Origin of the sequence: Nonomuraea sp. NPDC049141, from assembly GCF_040648415.1 — a bacterium.
Lineage (GTDB): Bacteria > Actinomycetota > Actinomycetes > Streptosporangiales > Streptosporangiaceae > Nonomuraea.
The window spans coordinates 111267-125415 of the sequence record NZ_JBEZDR010000011.1; the positions used below are offsets into that span (position 1 = coordinate 111267).

10 protein-coding genes are annotated in these 14149 nt (G+C 71.7%); 9 read left to right on the forward strand and 1 reads right to left on the reverse strand.

The window, feature by feature from the left end:
- Nucleotides 1-16 precede the first annotated feature (16 nt).
- Entirely contained in the window at nt 17-1183 is a 1167-nt protein-coding gene (locus tag AB0B91_RS31620) for an NAD(P)/FAD-dependent oxidoreductase (protein WP_358327278.1), read from the forward strand.
- 179 nt (nt 1184-1362) lie between these two features.
- Here the strand turns inward: AB0B91_RS31620 and AB0B91_RS31625 are convergent, their stop codons facing one another.
- On the reverse strand, nt 1363-2265 hold the full coding sequence (locus tag AB0B91_RS31625) for a helix-turn-helix transcriptional regulator (protein ID WP_358327280.1): 903 nt from the start codon (nt 2263-2265) through the stop codon (nt 1363-1365).
- A 198-nt stretch (nt 2266-2463) separates the two neighbouring features.
- Between AB0B91_RS31625 and AB0B91_RS31630 the strand changes: the two genes are divergently transcribed.
- The 8 genes from AB0B91_RS31630 to AB0B91_RS31665 all read left to right on the forward strand — a co-directional run bounded on the left by AB0B91_RS31630 (nt 2464) and on the right by AB0B91_RS31665 (nt 13984).
- Complete coding sequence (locus AB0B91_RS31630; RefSeq protein WP_358327282.1) at nt 2464-3441, forward strand: aldo/keto reductase; 978 nt, start codon at nt 2464-2466, stop codon at nt 3439-3441.
- Nucleotides 3442-3445: 4 nt separating this feature from the next.
- Nucleotides 3446-4480 carry an alcohol dehydrogenase catalytic domain-containing protein gene (locus AB0B91_RS31635; RefSeq protein ID WP_358327284.1) on the forward strand — a complete coding sequence of 345 codons (1035 nt, stop codon included), beginning with the start codon at nt 3446-3448 and terminating at the stop codon, nt 4478-4480.
- Between the two features lie 16 nt (nt 4481-4496).
- A complete protein-coding gene (locus tag AB0B91_RS31640; RefSeq protein WP_358327286.1) occupies nt 4497-5345 on the forward strand; it encodes an aldo/keto reductase in 849 nt (282 codons plus the stop codon).
- An 18-nt stretch (nt 5346-5363) separates the two neighbouring features.
- Complete coding sequence (locus AB0B91_RS31645; protein WP_358327288.1) at nt 5364-6086, forward strand: flavodoxin; 723 nt, start codon at nt 5364-5366, stop codon at nt 6084-6086.
- A 50-nt stretch (nt 6087-6136) separates the two neighbouring features.
- Nucleotides 6137-10987 (forward strand): DUF4132 domain-containing protein, encoded by a 4851-nt coding sequence (locus tag AB0B91_RS31650; protein WP_358327290.1) that lies wholly within the window; start codon nt 6137-6139, stop codon nt 10985-10987.
- A 206-nt stretch (nt 10988-11193) separates the two neighbouring features.
- Nucleotides 11194-12231 carry a hypothetical protein gene (locus AB0B91_RS31655; protein WP_358327292.1) on the forward strand — a complete coding sequence of 346 codons (1038 nt, stop codon included), beginning with the start codon at nt 11194-11196 and terminating at the stop codon, nt 12229-12231.
- A complete protein-coding gene (locus AB0B91_RS31660; protein WP_358327294.1) occupies nt 12228-13382 on the forward strand; it encodes a histidine kinase in 1155 nt (384 codons plus the stop codon). The genes AB0B91_RS31655 and AB0B91_RS31660 overlap by 4 nt, the downstream gene beginning before the upstream one ends.
- Nucleotides 13379-13984: a response regulator transcription factor gene (locus AB0B91_RS31665; protein WP_358327296.1), complete on the forward strand. Its 606-nt coding sequence runs from the start codon at nt 13379-13381 to the stop codon at nt 13982-13984. The genes AB0B91_RS31660 and AB0B91_RS31665 overlap by 4 nt, the downstream gene beginning before the upstream one ends.
- The last annotated feature ends 165 nt before the right edge of the window (nt 13985-14149 follow it).

A 14149-nucleotide genomic window follows, 5' to 3' on the forward strand; every position in this document is an offset into this window, starting at 1 on the left:
AATACAGTGTATCGCCATGAGACACCGTATCGCCGTTATCGGGGGCGGCCCCGCCGGCCTTACCTTCGCCCGCGTCCTGCACCGCCATGGTCACCCCGTCACCGTCCTCGAACGTGATCCCGCCCCCGACGCCCGTCCCCCGGGCGGCACGCTGGACCTGCACGAAGGGATGGGCCAGCTCGCACTGGAGAAGGCGGGGCTACTGGCGGAGTTCCAGAAGCTGTCCCGTCCCGAGGGGCAGGCCATGCGCATCCTGGACACGAACGGGACCGTCCTTCGCGACTGGAAACCCCGTCCGGGTGAACTGGCCAATCCCGAGATCGACCGCGGGCAACTCCGCGACCTGCTGCGCGGCCCCCTCGACATTCAGTGGGGACGTGGCGTGACGGAGGTAGTGCCGGGGACCCGGGACGGCGTGCTCGTCCATTTCGCGGACGGGCGACAGGAGACCTTCGACCTCGTGATCGGCGCGGACGGCGCCTGGTCCAGAGTTCGCCCGGCAATCTCGTCCGCGACGCCGCACTACACCGGCGTCACCCGCGTCGAGACCTCCCTGGACGACATCGACACCCGCCACCCCGACCTCGCCCGGCTGATCGGCGACGGTTCCATGGCCGTGTACGGCGTGAACCGCAACCTCGTCGCCCAGCGCAACAGCGGCGGCCACATCAAGGTGGGCGCCCAGTTCCGCGCGCCACTGGACTGGCACACGAACCTGGACCGGCATATGGGCCTGAACGGGCGCGCAGGCCTGGACGTGGGCCTGGACCTGGACGACGTCGAGGCCGTGCGATCAAGCCTGCTGGCCGTGTTCGACGGCTGGGCCGCTCCCGTCCTCGACCTCCTCCGCCACGGCACCGCTTTCGTCCACCGCCCCCTCTATGTCCTGCCCGTGTCCCACACCTGGGCGCACGTCCCCGGGGTGACGCTGCTGGGCGACGCCGCCCACCTGATGCCCCCGTTGGGGGCGGGTGCGAACCTCGCGATGCTGGAAGGCGCAGAACTCGCCGAGTCCATCGCCGCCGGCCCTAGAGATCTGGACGAGGCCGTCCGCGCCTTCGAGGAGCAGATGTGGGCACGGGCCGGCAGATGGGCGAAAATCACGACGGCCGGTCTGGAACGCCTCGTGAGCCCGGACCCCACTCAAGCCCTCGCCATCTTCGAAGAAGTCCAGCCATCCTGACCGCCGAGCGCGAGAGCACCAGCAGCTCGCCACGGCTTCACGGGACAGCACGGCACCGCCGCGGTTCCTTCCGGCAGATCCATCGCCCGCCACACGAACTCCGCCACGGGGCGGTGAGCAGCAACGTGGCGTTAGCGAGCCAGGGTGGGCGTGCGCTCGTCGGGTCTCGAAGGCGCGGGTCAGGACTGCGCGTGAGGCTGTGTCTCGTTCTTCGCGGCACGCTGGGGTGCGCTCATGTCGAGCAGCAGCATCGCGTCGTGGTCCGGGGTGCCGGGCTCGGCGACATAGACGCCGAGGCGCTGGCCGGGGGTGCCCTCCAGGTTCATGGACTGGGCGCTGAGTTTGATGGTGCCCACGTGGGGATGGTGGAAGGTCTTGTGGGTGTGCTTGCGGCCGGTCACGTCGTAGCGTTCCCACAGCTTGGCGAAGTCGGGGCTTTTCAGCAGGAGTTCGCCGACGAGGCTGGTCAGGTCGGGCGCGTCCGGCGCGATGCCGGCCTGGGCGCGCAGGCGGGCGACGCAGCCGCGGACCTGGTTGTCCCAGTCGGGGAACAGGTCGTGGGAGGCGGGGTGCAGGAAGAGGTACCGGGCGAGGTTGCGCTGCTTGAGCGGCCAGTCGTCCAGGCCCGCGTACAGGGCGAGCCCGCCGGGGTTCCAGGCGAGGAAGTCCATGCTGCGGCTGACGATGTAGGCGGGGCTGGGGCGCATCGTCTCCAGCAGCAGCTTCAGGTGCGGGCGTACGGTGCGGCTGGGTGGAGGCGGCGGCTCGGAGGCATAGTGGGCGGCGCGGGCGGCCAGCTCGCGCAGGTGCTGGTGTTCCTGGTCGTCGAGTTGCAGGGCGCGGGCGAGGGCGTCGATCACTGAAGGGCTGGGACGGGTCTCCTTGCCGCGCTCGAGACGTACGTAGTAGTCGATGCTGATCCCGGAGAGGGTGGCCAGCTCTTCCCGGCGCAGCCCAGGAGTCCGGCGCAGGCCCATGCCGATGATGAGGCCCACCTGCTCGGGGCTGGTCTGCGTACGGCGGGCGCGCAGGAACCGGCCCAGCTCCGAATCGCTGCCGCTGGTGGTGCGCTGAAGTGCCATGTCTTCAGTTTCACACCGCGCAGGTGTGCTCGGTGGCCGGGTGGGAGGCCCTGCCATTACCCCGAACGCCACTCCCCGGTACGACCCGCCCTGGCACCGGAGCTGGGACGACACGAAGGTGGATATCTGTCGCGACCAACGAGCGACATCTGTTCTCTACGCCGCACGACATCCATTTCAGAAAACGGAGAAACCCCGATGAAGCACATCATGCTGGGCGACCTGGAGGTCTCCCGCATCGGTCTGGGCGCGATGGGGATGTCCCATGGCTACACCGGCGCCGGCACCGACGAGGCCGAGTCGATCCGTACCATTCACCGGGCGCTGGAACTCGGCGTCACCTTGATCGACACCGCCGAGATCTACGGCCCGTACACCAACGAGGAGCTTCTCGGCCGGGCTCTGAAGGGCCGCCGCGACCAGGTCGTGCTGGCCACCAAGTTCGGCCTGGTCTCGCACGGCGGCGCGGGCCCCTGGAACCTGGACAGCAGCCCGGCCAACGTCCGCACCGCGGTCGAAGGCTCGCTCAAGCGGCTCGGCACCGACCACATCGACCTGTACTACCAGCACCGCGTCGACCCGAACACACCCATCGAGGAGACCGCAGGCGCGCTCGCCGAACTGGTCGAGCAGGGCAAGATCCGCCACATCGGCCTGTCCGAGGCGGGCCCGGACACCATCCGCCGCGCCCACGCCGTCCACCCGGTCACGGCCGTGCAGTCGGAGTACTCGCTGTGGACCCGGGGCCTGGAGGAGCGGGTACTGCCGCTGCTGCGCGAGCTGGGCATCGGCCTGGTGCCGTTCTCGCCGTTGGGGCGCGGCTTCCTGACCGGGAAGATCCGTTCCACCGACGACTTCAAGGAAGACGACTTCCGCCACGGCAACCCGCGCTTCACCGGCGAGAACTTCCAGCGCAACCTGCGCATCGCCGACGAGGTCGAGGCCGTCGCCGCCGAGGCCGGCGCCACCCCGGCCCAGGTCGCCCTGGCCTGGCTGCTGGCCCAGGGCGACGACATCGCCCCCATCCCCGGCACCAAGCGCGTCAGCCGCGTCGAGGAGAACACCGCCGCCGACGGCATCCAGTTGACCGCTCAGCAGATCGACAAGCTCTCCAGCCTGCCTCCAGCCGAGGGTGACACCCACCACGAAGCCGGCCTGCGAATGATGGAGCGCTGACATCATGCGTGCGACCGTCATGTACGGCGCCGGCGACGTCCGCGTCGAGGACCGGCCCGACCCGAAGATCCAGCAGCCCGCCGACGCGATCGTCCGCGTCGTACTGTCCTGCGTGTGCGGCAGCGACCTGTGGCCGTACGCGTCCATGCCCGCCACCGGCATCGGCCGCCCGATGGGACACGAGTTTCTCGGCGTCGTCGAGGAGACCGGCTCCGACGTCGCGACTTTGCGGGCAGGCGACCTGGTCGTCACGCCGTTCACCTACTGCGACAACACCTGCGACTTCTGCCGTAAGGGCCTGCAGTCCTCCTGCCGGCACGGCGGCCGCTACGGTCTGGACGGCGTCGACGGCGGGCAGGGCGAAGCCGTCCGCGTCCCGGTGGCCGACGGCACCTTGGTCAAGCTTCCCGTTGAGGAGACCTCACCTCTGCTGCCGTCCTTGCTGACCCTGTCGGACGTGCTGTGCACCGGCCACCACGGCGCCGTCACCGCCGGGGTGGGCCGCGGCGACCGGGTCGTGGTCATCGGCGACGGCGCGGTCGGCCTGTCCGCCGTGATCGCGGCCAAGCGCCTGGGCGCCGAACAGATCATCCTCATGGGCCGCCACACCGACCGTACCGGCCTGGGCCGCGACTTCGGCGCCACCGACGTCGTCGCCGACCGCGGCGACGAAGCCGCGGCCAAGGTACGCGAGCTGACCGGCGGCGACGGCGCCGACCGTGTCATCGAGGCCGTCGGCACCCTGCAGAGCCTGCGGACCGCCCTCGGCTCCGTCATCGACGGCGGCACGATCAGCCGCCTGGGCGTGCCGCAGTACGAGCAAGGCCCCCTCGGCCTCGACCTGATCATGCGCAACATCACCCTGACCGGCGGAGCCGCCCCCGCCCGCGCCTACATCGAAGAACTCATGCCCGACATCCTGAACGGCGCCATCAATCCGGGCCGTGTCTTCGACCGCACCGTCGGCCTCGACGACGTTCCCGACGCCTACCGCGCCATGGCCGAGCGCCGCGCGCTCAAAGCTCTCATCCGCCCCTGAGCACGAAGAAGATCCCATGCAGACAGTGACTTTGAACAACGGCGTACAGATGCCGATCCTCGGCTTCGGCGTTTACCAGATCCCGCCGGAACAGACCGAGCAGGCCGTCACCGACGCCCTGGCCGCCGGCTACCGGTCGCTGGACACCGCCGCCGCGTACCGCAACGAAGAGGCCGTAGGCCGCGCGATAAAGAGCAGCGGCGTCGCGCGCGAGGATCTGTTCGTCACCACCAAGCTGTGGGTCCAGGACCCCGGCGGGGACAACACCAAGCGCGCCTTCGAGGCCTCGCTGCGCAAGCTGGGCCTGGACTACCTCGACCTGTACCTGATGCACCAGCCCTTCGGCGACGTCTACAGCCAGTGGCGCGCCATGCAGGACCTGCACCACCAGGGCCGGATCAAGGCGATCGGCGTCTCCAACTTCCATCCCGACCGGCTCGTCGACCTCATCGACCACAACGACGTCACCCCCGCGGTGAACCAGATCGAGACCCACCCGTTCTTCCAGCGGACCACCGACCAGGAGATCATGCGCGAGCGCGGTGTCCAGATCGAATCGTGGGGCCCCTTCGCCGAAGGCAGGAACAACCTGTTCACGGACCCGATCCTGAGCGAGATCGCCGACGCGCACGGCAAGTCGGTGCCGCAGGTGGTGCTGCGCTGGCTCATCCAGCGAGGCGTCGTCGTGATCCCCAAGTCGGTGCGCCCCGATCGCATGGCCCAGAACATCGACGTCTTCGACTTCGAGCTCACCGACGACCAACTGGCCCGCATCGCCACCCTGGACACCGGAAACTCACAGTTCTTCGACCACCGCGACCCGGCCATGGTCAGCCGGCTCGGACAACTGCGCGTCAACGACTGACCCCACCAAGAGCATGTGATGACGAACCCCAGCGACGATCACAGCGCCACGCTGGAGCGGCGCTCGTTCCTTCGAAGCGCGTTCCTGGCAGGAGGGGTCGTCATGGCCGGTGTCCCGATCATCGGTTGCGCCTCCTCTTCGCCCCGCCGTTCCAGCCCCGAGCCGGCAGACCGGCCCGCCCGTTCCATACCTGCCGCGAAGTCCATCCTGCTGGCCTACTTCTCCCGAGCGGGCGAGAACTACTACAACGGAGGACGCCGAAACCTGAAGGTCGGCAACACCGAAGTACTCGCCCAGATGATCAGCAGCCGAATCGACTGCGACGTCCACCGCATCGAACCCGCCGATCCCTACCCCGAGGACTACGAGGAGACCGTCGCACGGAACGTACGCGAACAGGACACCGACGCCCGCCCTGCCATCGCGGGCCCCCTGCCCTCGATCGACCGCTACGACACGGTGCTGCTCGGCAGCCCTGTCTGGAACGTCCGAGCACCCATGATCATGTCGACGGTCACGGAGGGCCTCGACCTGCGCGGCAAGACGGTCGTCCCGTTCACCACCCACGCCATGAGCGGGCTGGGAACCACAGCGCGCGACTACGCCGCCTCATGCCCGGGCGCGACCATCGCCGAAGGCCTCGCCGTCCGCGGCGAGGAGGTCAACGATGCCGACGCCGTCGTCGACGCGTGGCTGCAGCGCCTCCGGCTGGTCGCCGGAGCCACACGCTCACCGTCGTAAATCATCAGTTTCCCGCAGAATGTCCTAGGGATGATCAAGAATGGCGTGCCATGGGATGGATCGGGATCGCGACGGGCCACGAGCTCACCGTCGAGGGGACGCGGCGGCCGGTGCTCGCCTGCCGGACGGCCGCGGGCCGCGTGCTGGCCAAGGTGCCCGCCAACGTCAGGAAGGATCCGGCCGCGGTACGGCTCGCCGCCCTCTGCGACCGGCTCGGCGAGCACGCGCGGGCGGTGCACGACCGGGTCGAGTCCTGGATGGTGCGGTCGCTGCCCGTCCCGGCCGCGGTGTTCGCTGCCGTGTGGGACGACCCGGTGTGGCGCGAGACGCTCACCGACCTGGTCATCGCCCCGATCGTCGACGGCGCGCCCGACCTCGGCCGCTGCGCGCTCCTGCGCGAGGGCGCGTGGACGGGCACGGACGCCTTCGCGATCCCGCACCCGCTGCTGCTCGGCGACGAGCTGCCCATCTGGCGGGGACGGAACCCCACGCAGGTTGTCGAGCAGGTACGCCGCGAGGTGTGGACGCGTCCCGCGAGCATGGACCGTACGTTCGGCGTGGTCGACACCTTCGGATACATGGGCGCCCACTACGAGAGCGGCGCCGCGTTCGAGCGCCGCGTGCACGAGCTGGGCGGGCGCATCAAGGGGAACAGGGCGCGGTTCACCGTGCACGCGCCCGAGCCGCTCGGCATCGAGATCGACCTGCACTGGAGCGGGCCGATGAGCCCGGCCTACATGGCGGGGCTGAGCTTCACCGCGGGCGGCCGGGAGATCGGCGACATCGCCTGGTCCGAGGGCGTCCGCATTCTCATGGCCCTGTACGCGGACCGCACCGTGGACGAGACGGAGCCGCTGGTGGAGGCAGCCGAGGCGTACTCCCACTACTGCGACGCCCACCAAGGCGAGCCCGGCACCGTGGTGCCCTCCGGCATCACCGGCCCGACACGCGACATGCTGTTGCGCGCCGGGGCGGTGCTGCCGGGCACGCCCGCCGGCACCGACGAGGACACGTGCGTCGCCGTCCGCTACGAGCACTCCGTCCTGGACGAGCCGTTCGTCGAACTCGTCCGCCGCGCGGCCGTCGACGGCGACAAGGCCGAGAAGTCGCTGTACGACCTGGACCCGGTGGCGGAGAACGGCGTCGGCACCGTGCACGCGGGCCCGCTCGGCTTCCTCGCCTCCGCCCTGCACAGGCACCCGAAGCAGCGCGCCCGCATCCTGGCCGCGCACACCGACCTGCGGGCCACCCGCGGCCTGGCCGCCCGTAAGCCCGGCCTCGCGCGCACCGCGCTCACCCGTACCGGCGACGACCTGGAGACGCACGCGCCCGAGCTGCTGCCGCCGTTCTATGAGGAGTGCGCGCGGATCCTGGCCGCCGCGGGCAGCGCCCGCTTCGCCGCCGCCTTCTTCGACAAGGCCCGCGCCGCCGAGGACGCGCACGCGCTGCCGGTCGACGAGGCCGCGCTCGTCGCGGCGCACCTCGCCGCGGGACCGGACGCCGCCGGAACGGCCACGCTCAAGAAGCACGGCAAGCGGCTCGCCGCCCGCCATCCCGCCCCCGGCGCGTACCGCTGGCACCGCGGCCTGCTCACCGAGTGGTGCGAGGAAGTCCCCGACGGCGCGGACGGCGCGCTGGCCCTGGCCGACGGCTGGGCGGCGCTGGCGAAGGCCGCCGGGCACGCGCTCGGCGGGCCCGAGGACGAACGCGCCGTACGGGCCCTGCTGGACAGCGGCTGCATGGAGTCGGCACCGCAGGCCCTCTGGACGTTCGTCCTTCCGTTGCTCGGCCCGATGGCACGGGCGGACGCGGGCATCGGCCGCGCGCTCCTCGGCATCCTGCCGCTGCCCGTCAAGGACACCCCCAAGGCGAAGAGCGCGGCAGTGTCGCTCCTCCTCGGCAACCTCGCGGGCGCGGGCCTGACCGCCCCGTTCACCACGTCCCCCGGGGCGGCGGCGAAGGACTGGCTCGGCCGCTTCCTGAAGCTGTACGCCGGGCTCGCACTCCCCGTCGCCGGTCTCGGCGACCTCCTGCACGACGCCGGTACGCGGCTGCGCGCGGAGGGCCTCACCTGCGACGCCCATGAGGCGGTACTGGGAGTGGACGAGGACGAGGTCAACCGCTGGGAGGAGACCGCCGCCGACCTCCCGCTCCTCGATCTCCTCCTGGACCGCGGCGTCCCGCTCGCGCGGCCCCGGCTGCTGCACACGTTCAAGCTGTACGACCGGCTCGCATCCGGAGCGGGCACCGACCTGGCCGCCGTCGCCGCCGACCCGGACTGGGCTCCGCTGCTGCGCGACGCGATCGTGGGCAACGTGACCAACCAGCTCAACGTCACCGAGCCCGCCGTCCCGAAGCAGACCGCCCCCGAGACCGTACGGGCCCTGACCGCGACACCGGGAACGGCGCAGATTGTCGCCGCCATCCTGGCCGAGCATGCCGAGCGGGTCCCACATCAAGGGCTTCCGGACGCGCACGCCGCCCTGTGCGACGCCGAACGGTTCACCATCGCCGGAGTCCCCGGCCCCCTCCTGGACAGCGTCCGGACGATCGCGACCGGGACGGACCCGGCCCGCGCCCTCGCCACCACGCTGAGCGGCGGCGTCCTCGACGAACTGGAGTTGCCCGCCTTCGTCCCCGGCCACGTCAACACCATCACCGACTACCTGGAAGAGAGCGGCACCGACCTGCTCCTGATCGAGTCCGGCCGGCTCTGGGAGCACCAGTTCCGCGCCTGCGTCGTCACACCGGAGGGAGCCGGCCCGTCCCACGGCTTCGGCACGTACGAGTACATCTCCAGCCGGTCCCACGAACGGACCGAGGCGCGCGACCTCTACGACCGCTGCCTGATCTCCGTGAACGGCCGGGTGACCGTCCTGGACCACGGCGGCCCGCACTGCCCGCACGGCAGCGCGCACCCCGCCGCCCGCCGCGTCGTACCGGCCGACGGCGAACGGGTCGCCTTACCCGGTGGCGCCGAGGCCACCGTGTGGCGCGGCCAGGGGCGGATCATCGAGCTGCGGGACCCGGCCGGGCGGACCATCGGCCGCTACGTCCGCGGCTGGGGCAGGGTGCCCGAGCACGACGGTGCCGAGAACATCAGCACGGTCGCGCACCACCGCTACGCGTCCGGGACCCGCCTGGTCGCGCCTCCCGGCCGGTGGTCGGCGATGCGGCCGCGCGACCCCGAAGGATCCAGGGCGCTGCGCGCCGTCGACGAGAAGAAGGCGCAGGCCCTGATCGACGTCGCGGACGCCGCGCTCGCCGCCGACCTCATGCGGGTGCTGGACCCCGAGAGCAGGTACGCGGAGAAGGCCGCCGCCCGCGACGAGCTGGCGGGACGGCTCCGCCCGCTCCTGCCGGAGATCACCGACGAGTCGCTCTGGAAGGGCGTCACGTTCCTGGTGTGGACGGCCGTCGAATGCCGCGAGCGCGCGTTCACCCTGCTGGAACGCCTGGCGCTGACCCCGCCGCTCCACCTGCGCCCGGCGCCCGCCTTCGCGGCGCCCACCGTCCAGTCCGAGAAGTCCCCCGAGCCGGACGATCCTGGGCCTGAGTCCGCGTACGAGAGGATCGTCCACTTCACCCGTGCCGCCGTCGATGTGCCGTACGACAAGAAGATCGCGATGTTCGACGCCCCCGCCGTCAAGGGGATCGAGAACACGCTGGGCCGCCTCGGCGCCACCGTCCTGGAGGCCGCGTGGGGCAACGGCGGCGGGCGCGCGCACCTTCTGGAACTGGCCGCCGTCCCCGAACTCCTCCGTACCGACGGCACCTGGCACGTCGCCCGGCTGCGCCCGGAGTACGACCTCGGGCAGATCCACTCGGGCCGCGGCCCCATCGCGGCCGCCGCCGTCGCCGACTACGAGCAGGTGGGACACGGGTACGCGGTCACGGCGCTCCTCTACACCCCGGACGGCCCCGACCCGCTCCTGTTCACCCGCAACCGCGCCGTCGAGCTGCGGACCTGCCGCGGCTGGGGCGACCCGGACCGGCTCCGGCGGGCGCTCGACCTGATCGCCGAGAACGGCCCGCCGCCCGTGGACCGGGAGGCGACCGTACGGGCGTTCGCCGAGGCCACCGGCCTGTCACCGGCCCAGTGCCTGATCCTGCTGTCCGCCTCGGCCCGCACGCTCTCCTGGCCGGACGGCTGGGCGCGGGGCCGCGTCGCCGCCTTCCACGAGGGCGACGCCGCCCGCGCCCGCGAACTCGACCTGACCGAGATCGAACTGCGCATCGCCGCGCTCTCCCTGGAGGCGCTCACCACCACCGACGAGGCCGTCGACGTCGTCGAGCTGCTCATGCCCGACGACCCCGCCGACCTCTGGCGTACGGGCCCCGACCTGGACCGGGCGGTCGCGTACTGGACGGAACGCCACCCGAGGATCACCCCGCTCACCACCGGGCAGTGGGTCACCCTCGCCTCCGGCGCCGAAGACGCCCTGGAGGCGCTGATCGCCCTGCTCGGGGAGCGTCCGTCCGTACCGCCGCTGGGTCACATCGCCCGCGCTGCGAGGCTCCTGGCCGACCGCCTGCCCAAGGACCACCCCGCCCGTACGACCGCCGCCGCCCGCCTGCGTGACCTGCACGAACACGTCACCAGCCCGGACACGACCCTGCCCATAGCCGCCGGGGTCACCTCGGTCACCGCCCTGGAACGAGCCGCCGGAGCGACCGCGGCCCACCTCCCGGAGAGCAGACTCGCCATCGGCGAAGCCCTCACCCTGGAGCCCGCCGGAGACGGCTACCGCGTCCTCCTCCGCCCGTCCCGCTGGTCCGACCTGGACGGGCTGGCCCCGGCTCTCCGCCGCGGCGGCGCCACCGATGTCGCCCTGGTCATGGAGGACCTGCGCTTCCTCCGTTCGTCCGAGCCGCTGGAGGCCGCGGCCCGGCTGGAGTGACGTTCCCGGGGGCCTGTGACATTTGAATCTGTTGCGCGGTGGCCCGCCAGTGCAGGGTGGAGATCACCCAGTCCACGCCTCCGGCGGCAGGAAGGCGAGACCCGCGCATGACCCTTTCGCTCGCACCGACCAGGCGGCCGCCGGCGGCCGGTACCGCCGCGCGGCCAGGACGTCTACCCTGGTCAGCCGGTACCGAAGAGCGGGTGGTGGGCGGATTGGCGGAGTTCCGGCGCTCCGAGCGCATGCTGCTGCTGGCCCCGCTGGGGGCGATCGGCTGGAGCGCCGCGCTGCCGTTGGTGCAGGTGGCGCTGGCGTTCGGCTACCGGGGCAGCGATCTGCGGACCGGGTTGTGGAGCCTGGCGGCGACCACGGTGTACCTCCCGCTGCATCTTCGGCATGTCTGGTTCGCCGCGCGCGGGGTCCGGCCGCCGTCAGGCTACTGGACGCTGGCGGGGATGGCCGTCGTCATCCTCGTCGCCACGCCCTTGGCCGGGGCCATGTGGATGCGGTCTTACACGGCTCTCATCGTCTCGGCGATGCTGGTGCTGCCCGGCCCGTGGTCGTACGTCGTCTATGCGGCGGTAGTGGTAGCGGTGGCCCCGGTGAGCCACGCGCTGGGGACGCCCTGGGACACCGCGCCATGGCTGGTGTTCTCGGTGGTGTGCGGCAGCATGGCGTTGCTGCTGCTAGTCTGGCTCCCGGCGGCGCTGGCCCGATTGCGTACGGCCAGGGAGGCGCTGGCTCAGCAGGCGGTCGCGCAGGAGCGCCGCAGGATCGACGCCGAGCTGCGCCACACGGTCGGCGCCGCGCTGGAGTCCATCGCCGACCGTGGCCATCGGCTCGGCCACCGCCTCGCCCAGAGTGACCCACCAGCAGCAGAGCCGAGAGAACCCACCGAGTTGGCGGACGAGCTGACGGGGCTGTCCGCCGACTCCAGGCGCGCGCTCGCCGAGACGAGGCGGCGCGTGCGCGGTTACCGGCAGCCGTCGCTGCGCGCCGAACTGGAGACCGCCGCCGCGCTACTGCTCGCGGCGGGCATCGCCACGCGCCTGGAACTTCCACGGAGCGCCCTGCCCGACACCATCGCCCAGCCGTCGCGGGCCGCCCTGCGTGCGGCCATCACGCGCCTGCTGCGTGACCACGCGGTGCGGGCCTGCACGATCACGGTGACCTCCCTGGGTGGCCGGGTTCGGCTGGAACTACGCGCGGACGATGCCGCCGAGATCGTCGAGGTGGCGTCATGACCCCGTCCATGACCCGGTCGGCGACCCCGTCGATCCTGCCCGCGTGGGTGCTGCGGCGCCCGCACTGGCCGCTGGTCGCGCTGCACGTGCCGCTGACCGTGCAGGCGCCGGTCTACTCGATCATCGGCATGGAGGGCCGGCCCTCTGCCCCGCTCATCATGATCCCGGCGGCCGCCGCGCTGGGCGCGCTCCAGCTGCGGCACAGCCTCGCCGCCGCCCGGGGCGAGCGTCCCGCGGGCTGGCGCTGGAGCTACGCGGCGTTACTGCTGCTCGCGTACGTGCCGGTGATCTGGATCGGCGCGAACTGGCAGGCCATGGGCATCTTGGCCCTCGCCTCGACGGTGATGTTGCTGCGCCCGCGGACGGCGTTGCCGGTGTGCGCCGCGCAGATGCTGGTCCCGGTGACGATCGAGATCAAGTCGGTCATGGGGGCCTCGCTCCTGGAGATCGTCACCATGATGATCTACGCCACGGTCATCCCGCCCCTGTTCGCCACCGCGCTGGTCGGCGGCGCCCGGCTGGTCCGGCTGGTGAACGAGCTGTACGCCACTCGCACCGAGCTGGCCGCCACGGCGGTCGGCGAGGAGCGCGTCCGGGTCTCGCGCGACCTGCACGACCTGCTCGGGCAGAGCCTGTCGGCGATCTCGCTCAAGGGTGACCTGGCGCTGCGGCTGCTGGCCAAGGACGCCGCCGCCGCCCGCGGCGAGGTCGAGAGCCTGACCGGGGTGGCGCGTGAGGCGCTGCGGGGCGTACGTGCGATCGCCCGCGACGAGCACGCCGTTTCGCTGCGTACCGAGATCGAGGGTGCCGCGGCCCTGCTCGGCGCGGCCGGGGTGGACACCGAGTTCGACGTGGCCGACCTGCCGCCGCTGCCCGGCCCCGCGCAGAACGCGCTGGCGTGGGCGATCCGCGAGGGCACCACCAACCTGCTGCGCCACAGCGAGGCCCAGACCTGCTCCATCACCCTGTCCCGGCACAACGGGACGGTACGGTTGGAGATCGTCAACGACGGCGTGCGGGGCGTCGCGGCTCCCGGCTCGGGGCTCGCGGGGGTGGGCGAGCGCGCCCGCGCCGTGTCCGGCAGCTCCGCCACCACCGTCCGCGACGGTCGCTTCCGGCTGTCGGTCGAAGTCCCCGAGGAAGCCCTGTGATCCGCGTACTCATCGCCGAGGACATGCACATGATCCGGTCCGCCCTGGTCGCGTTGCTGTCGCTGGAAGACGACATGGAGGTCGTCGCCGAGATCGAGCGCGGCGACGAGGTGCTGGCCGCCGCCCTGCGGGTACGCCCCGACGTCGCGGTGCTCGACATCGACATGCCCGGCCTGGACGGGTTGTCGGCCGCCGAGCAGCTCTCCGAGCGCCTACCCGGCTGCCGCACCCTCGTGCTCACCGGGCTCAGCCAGCCCGGCAACCTGCTGCGCGCGCTGAAGGTCCACGTGAAGGGGTTCATCGTCAAGGACGCCCCGGCCCAGACCCTCACCGACGGGATCCGCCGCATCGCCAGAGGCGAGCGGGTGATCGACCCCGAACTCGTCGCCGCCGCGCTCGAGACCGGCAGCAGCCCGCTCACCGCCAGGGAGACCGACGTGCTGCGTGCCGCCGGTACGGGCATCAGCACCGCCGAGATCGCCGTCCACCTGTCGCTGTCGCAGGCCACTGTGCGCAACTACCTGTCCAACGCGATCAGCAAGGTCGGCGGGCGCAACCGCATCGACGCCATCCGCATCTCCCGCGACGCGGGCTGGCTCTGACCGCGCCGAGGCCAAGTCCAACGCCGCGCTTCTGAGACCGCCCGGGGTCGGCAAAAGGTTTGTCATGGCGCAAACTCTCCTGCCACGACAATCCGCCTGCTTAAGGCTCCTGGCCAGAGGCCAATTCCACTTGCTTTGAGTAACGCGGCACAGGCCGGGCCAGCG

Bases quoted from the DNA above. Each gene is read 5' to 3' on its own strand.
- AB0B91_RS31650 (WP_358327290.1), top strand. From the start codon at position 6,137: ATGGGATGGATCGGGATCGCGACGGGCCACGAGCTCACCGTCGAGGGG.
- AB0B91_RS31640 (WP_358327286.1), top strand. From the start codon at position 4,497: ATGCAGACAGTGACTTTGAACAACGGCGTACAGATGCCGATCCTCGGC.
- AB0B91_RS31645 (WP_358327288.1), top strand. From the start codon at position 5,364: ATGACGAACCCCAGCGACGATCACAGCGCCACGCTGGAGCGGCGCTCG.
- AB0B91_RS31620 (WP_358327278.1), top strand. From the start codon at position 17: ATGAGACACCGTATCGCCGTTATCGGGGGCGGCCCCGCCGGCCTTACC.
- AB0B91_RS31660 (WP_358327294.1), top strand. From the start codon at position 12,228: ATGACCCCGTCCATGACCCGGTCGGCGACCCCGTCGATCCTGCCCGCG.
- AB0B91_RS31635 (WP_358327284.1), top strand. From the start codon at position 3,446: ATGCGTGCGACCGTCATGTACGGCGCCGGCGACGTCCGCGTCGAGGAC.
- AB0B91_RS31625 (WP_358327280.1), bottom strand. From the start codon at position 2,265: ATGGCACTTCAGCGCACCACCAGCGGCAGCGATTCGGAGCTGGGCCGG.
- AB0B91_RS31630 (WP_358327282.1), top strand. From the start codon at position 2,464: ATGAAGCACATCATGCTGGGCGACCTGGAGGTCTCCCGCATCGGTCTG.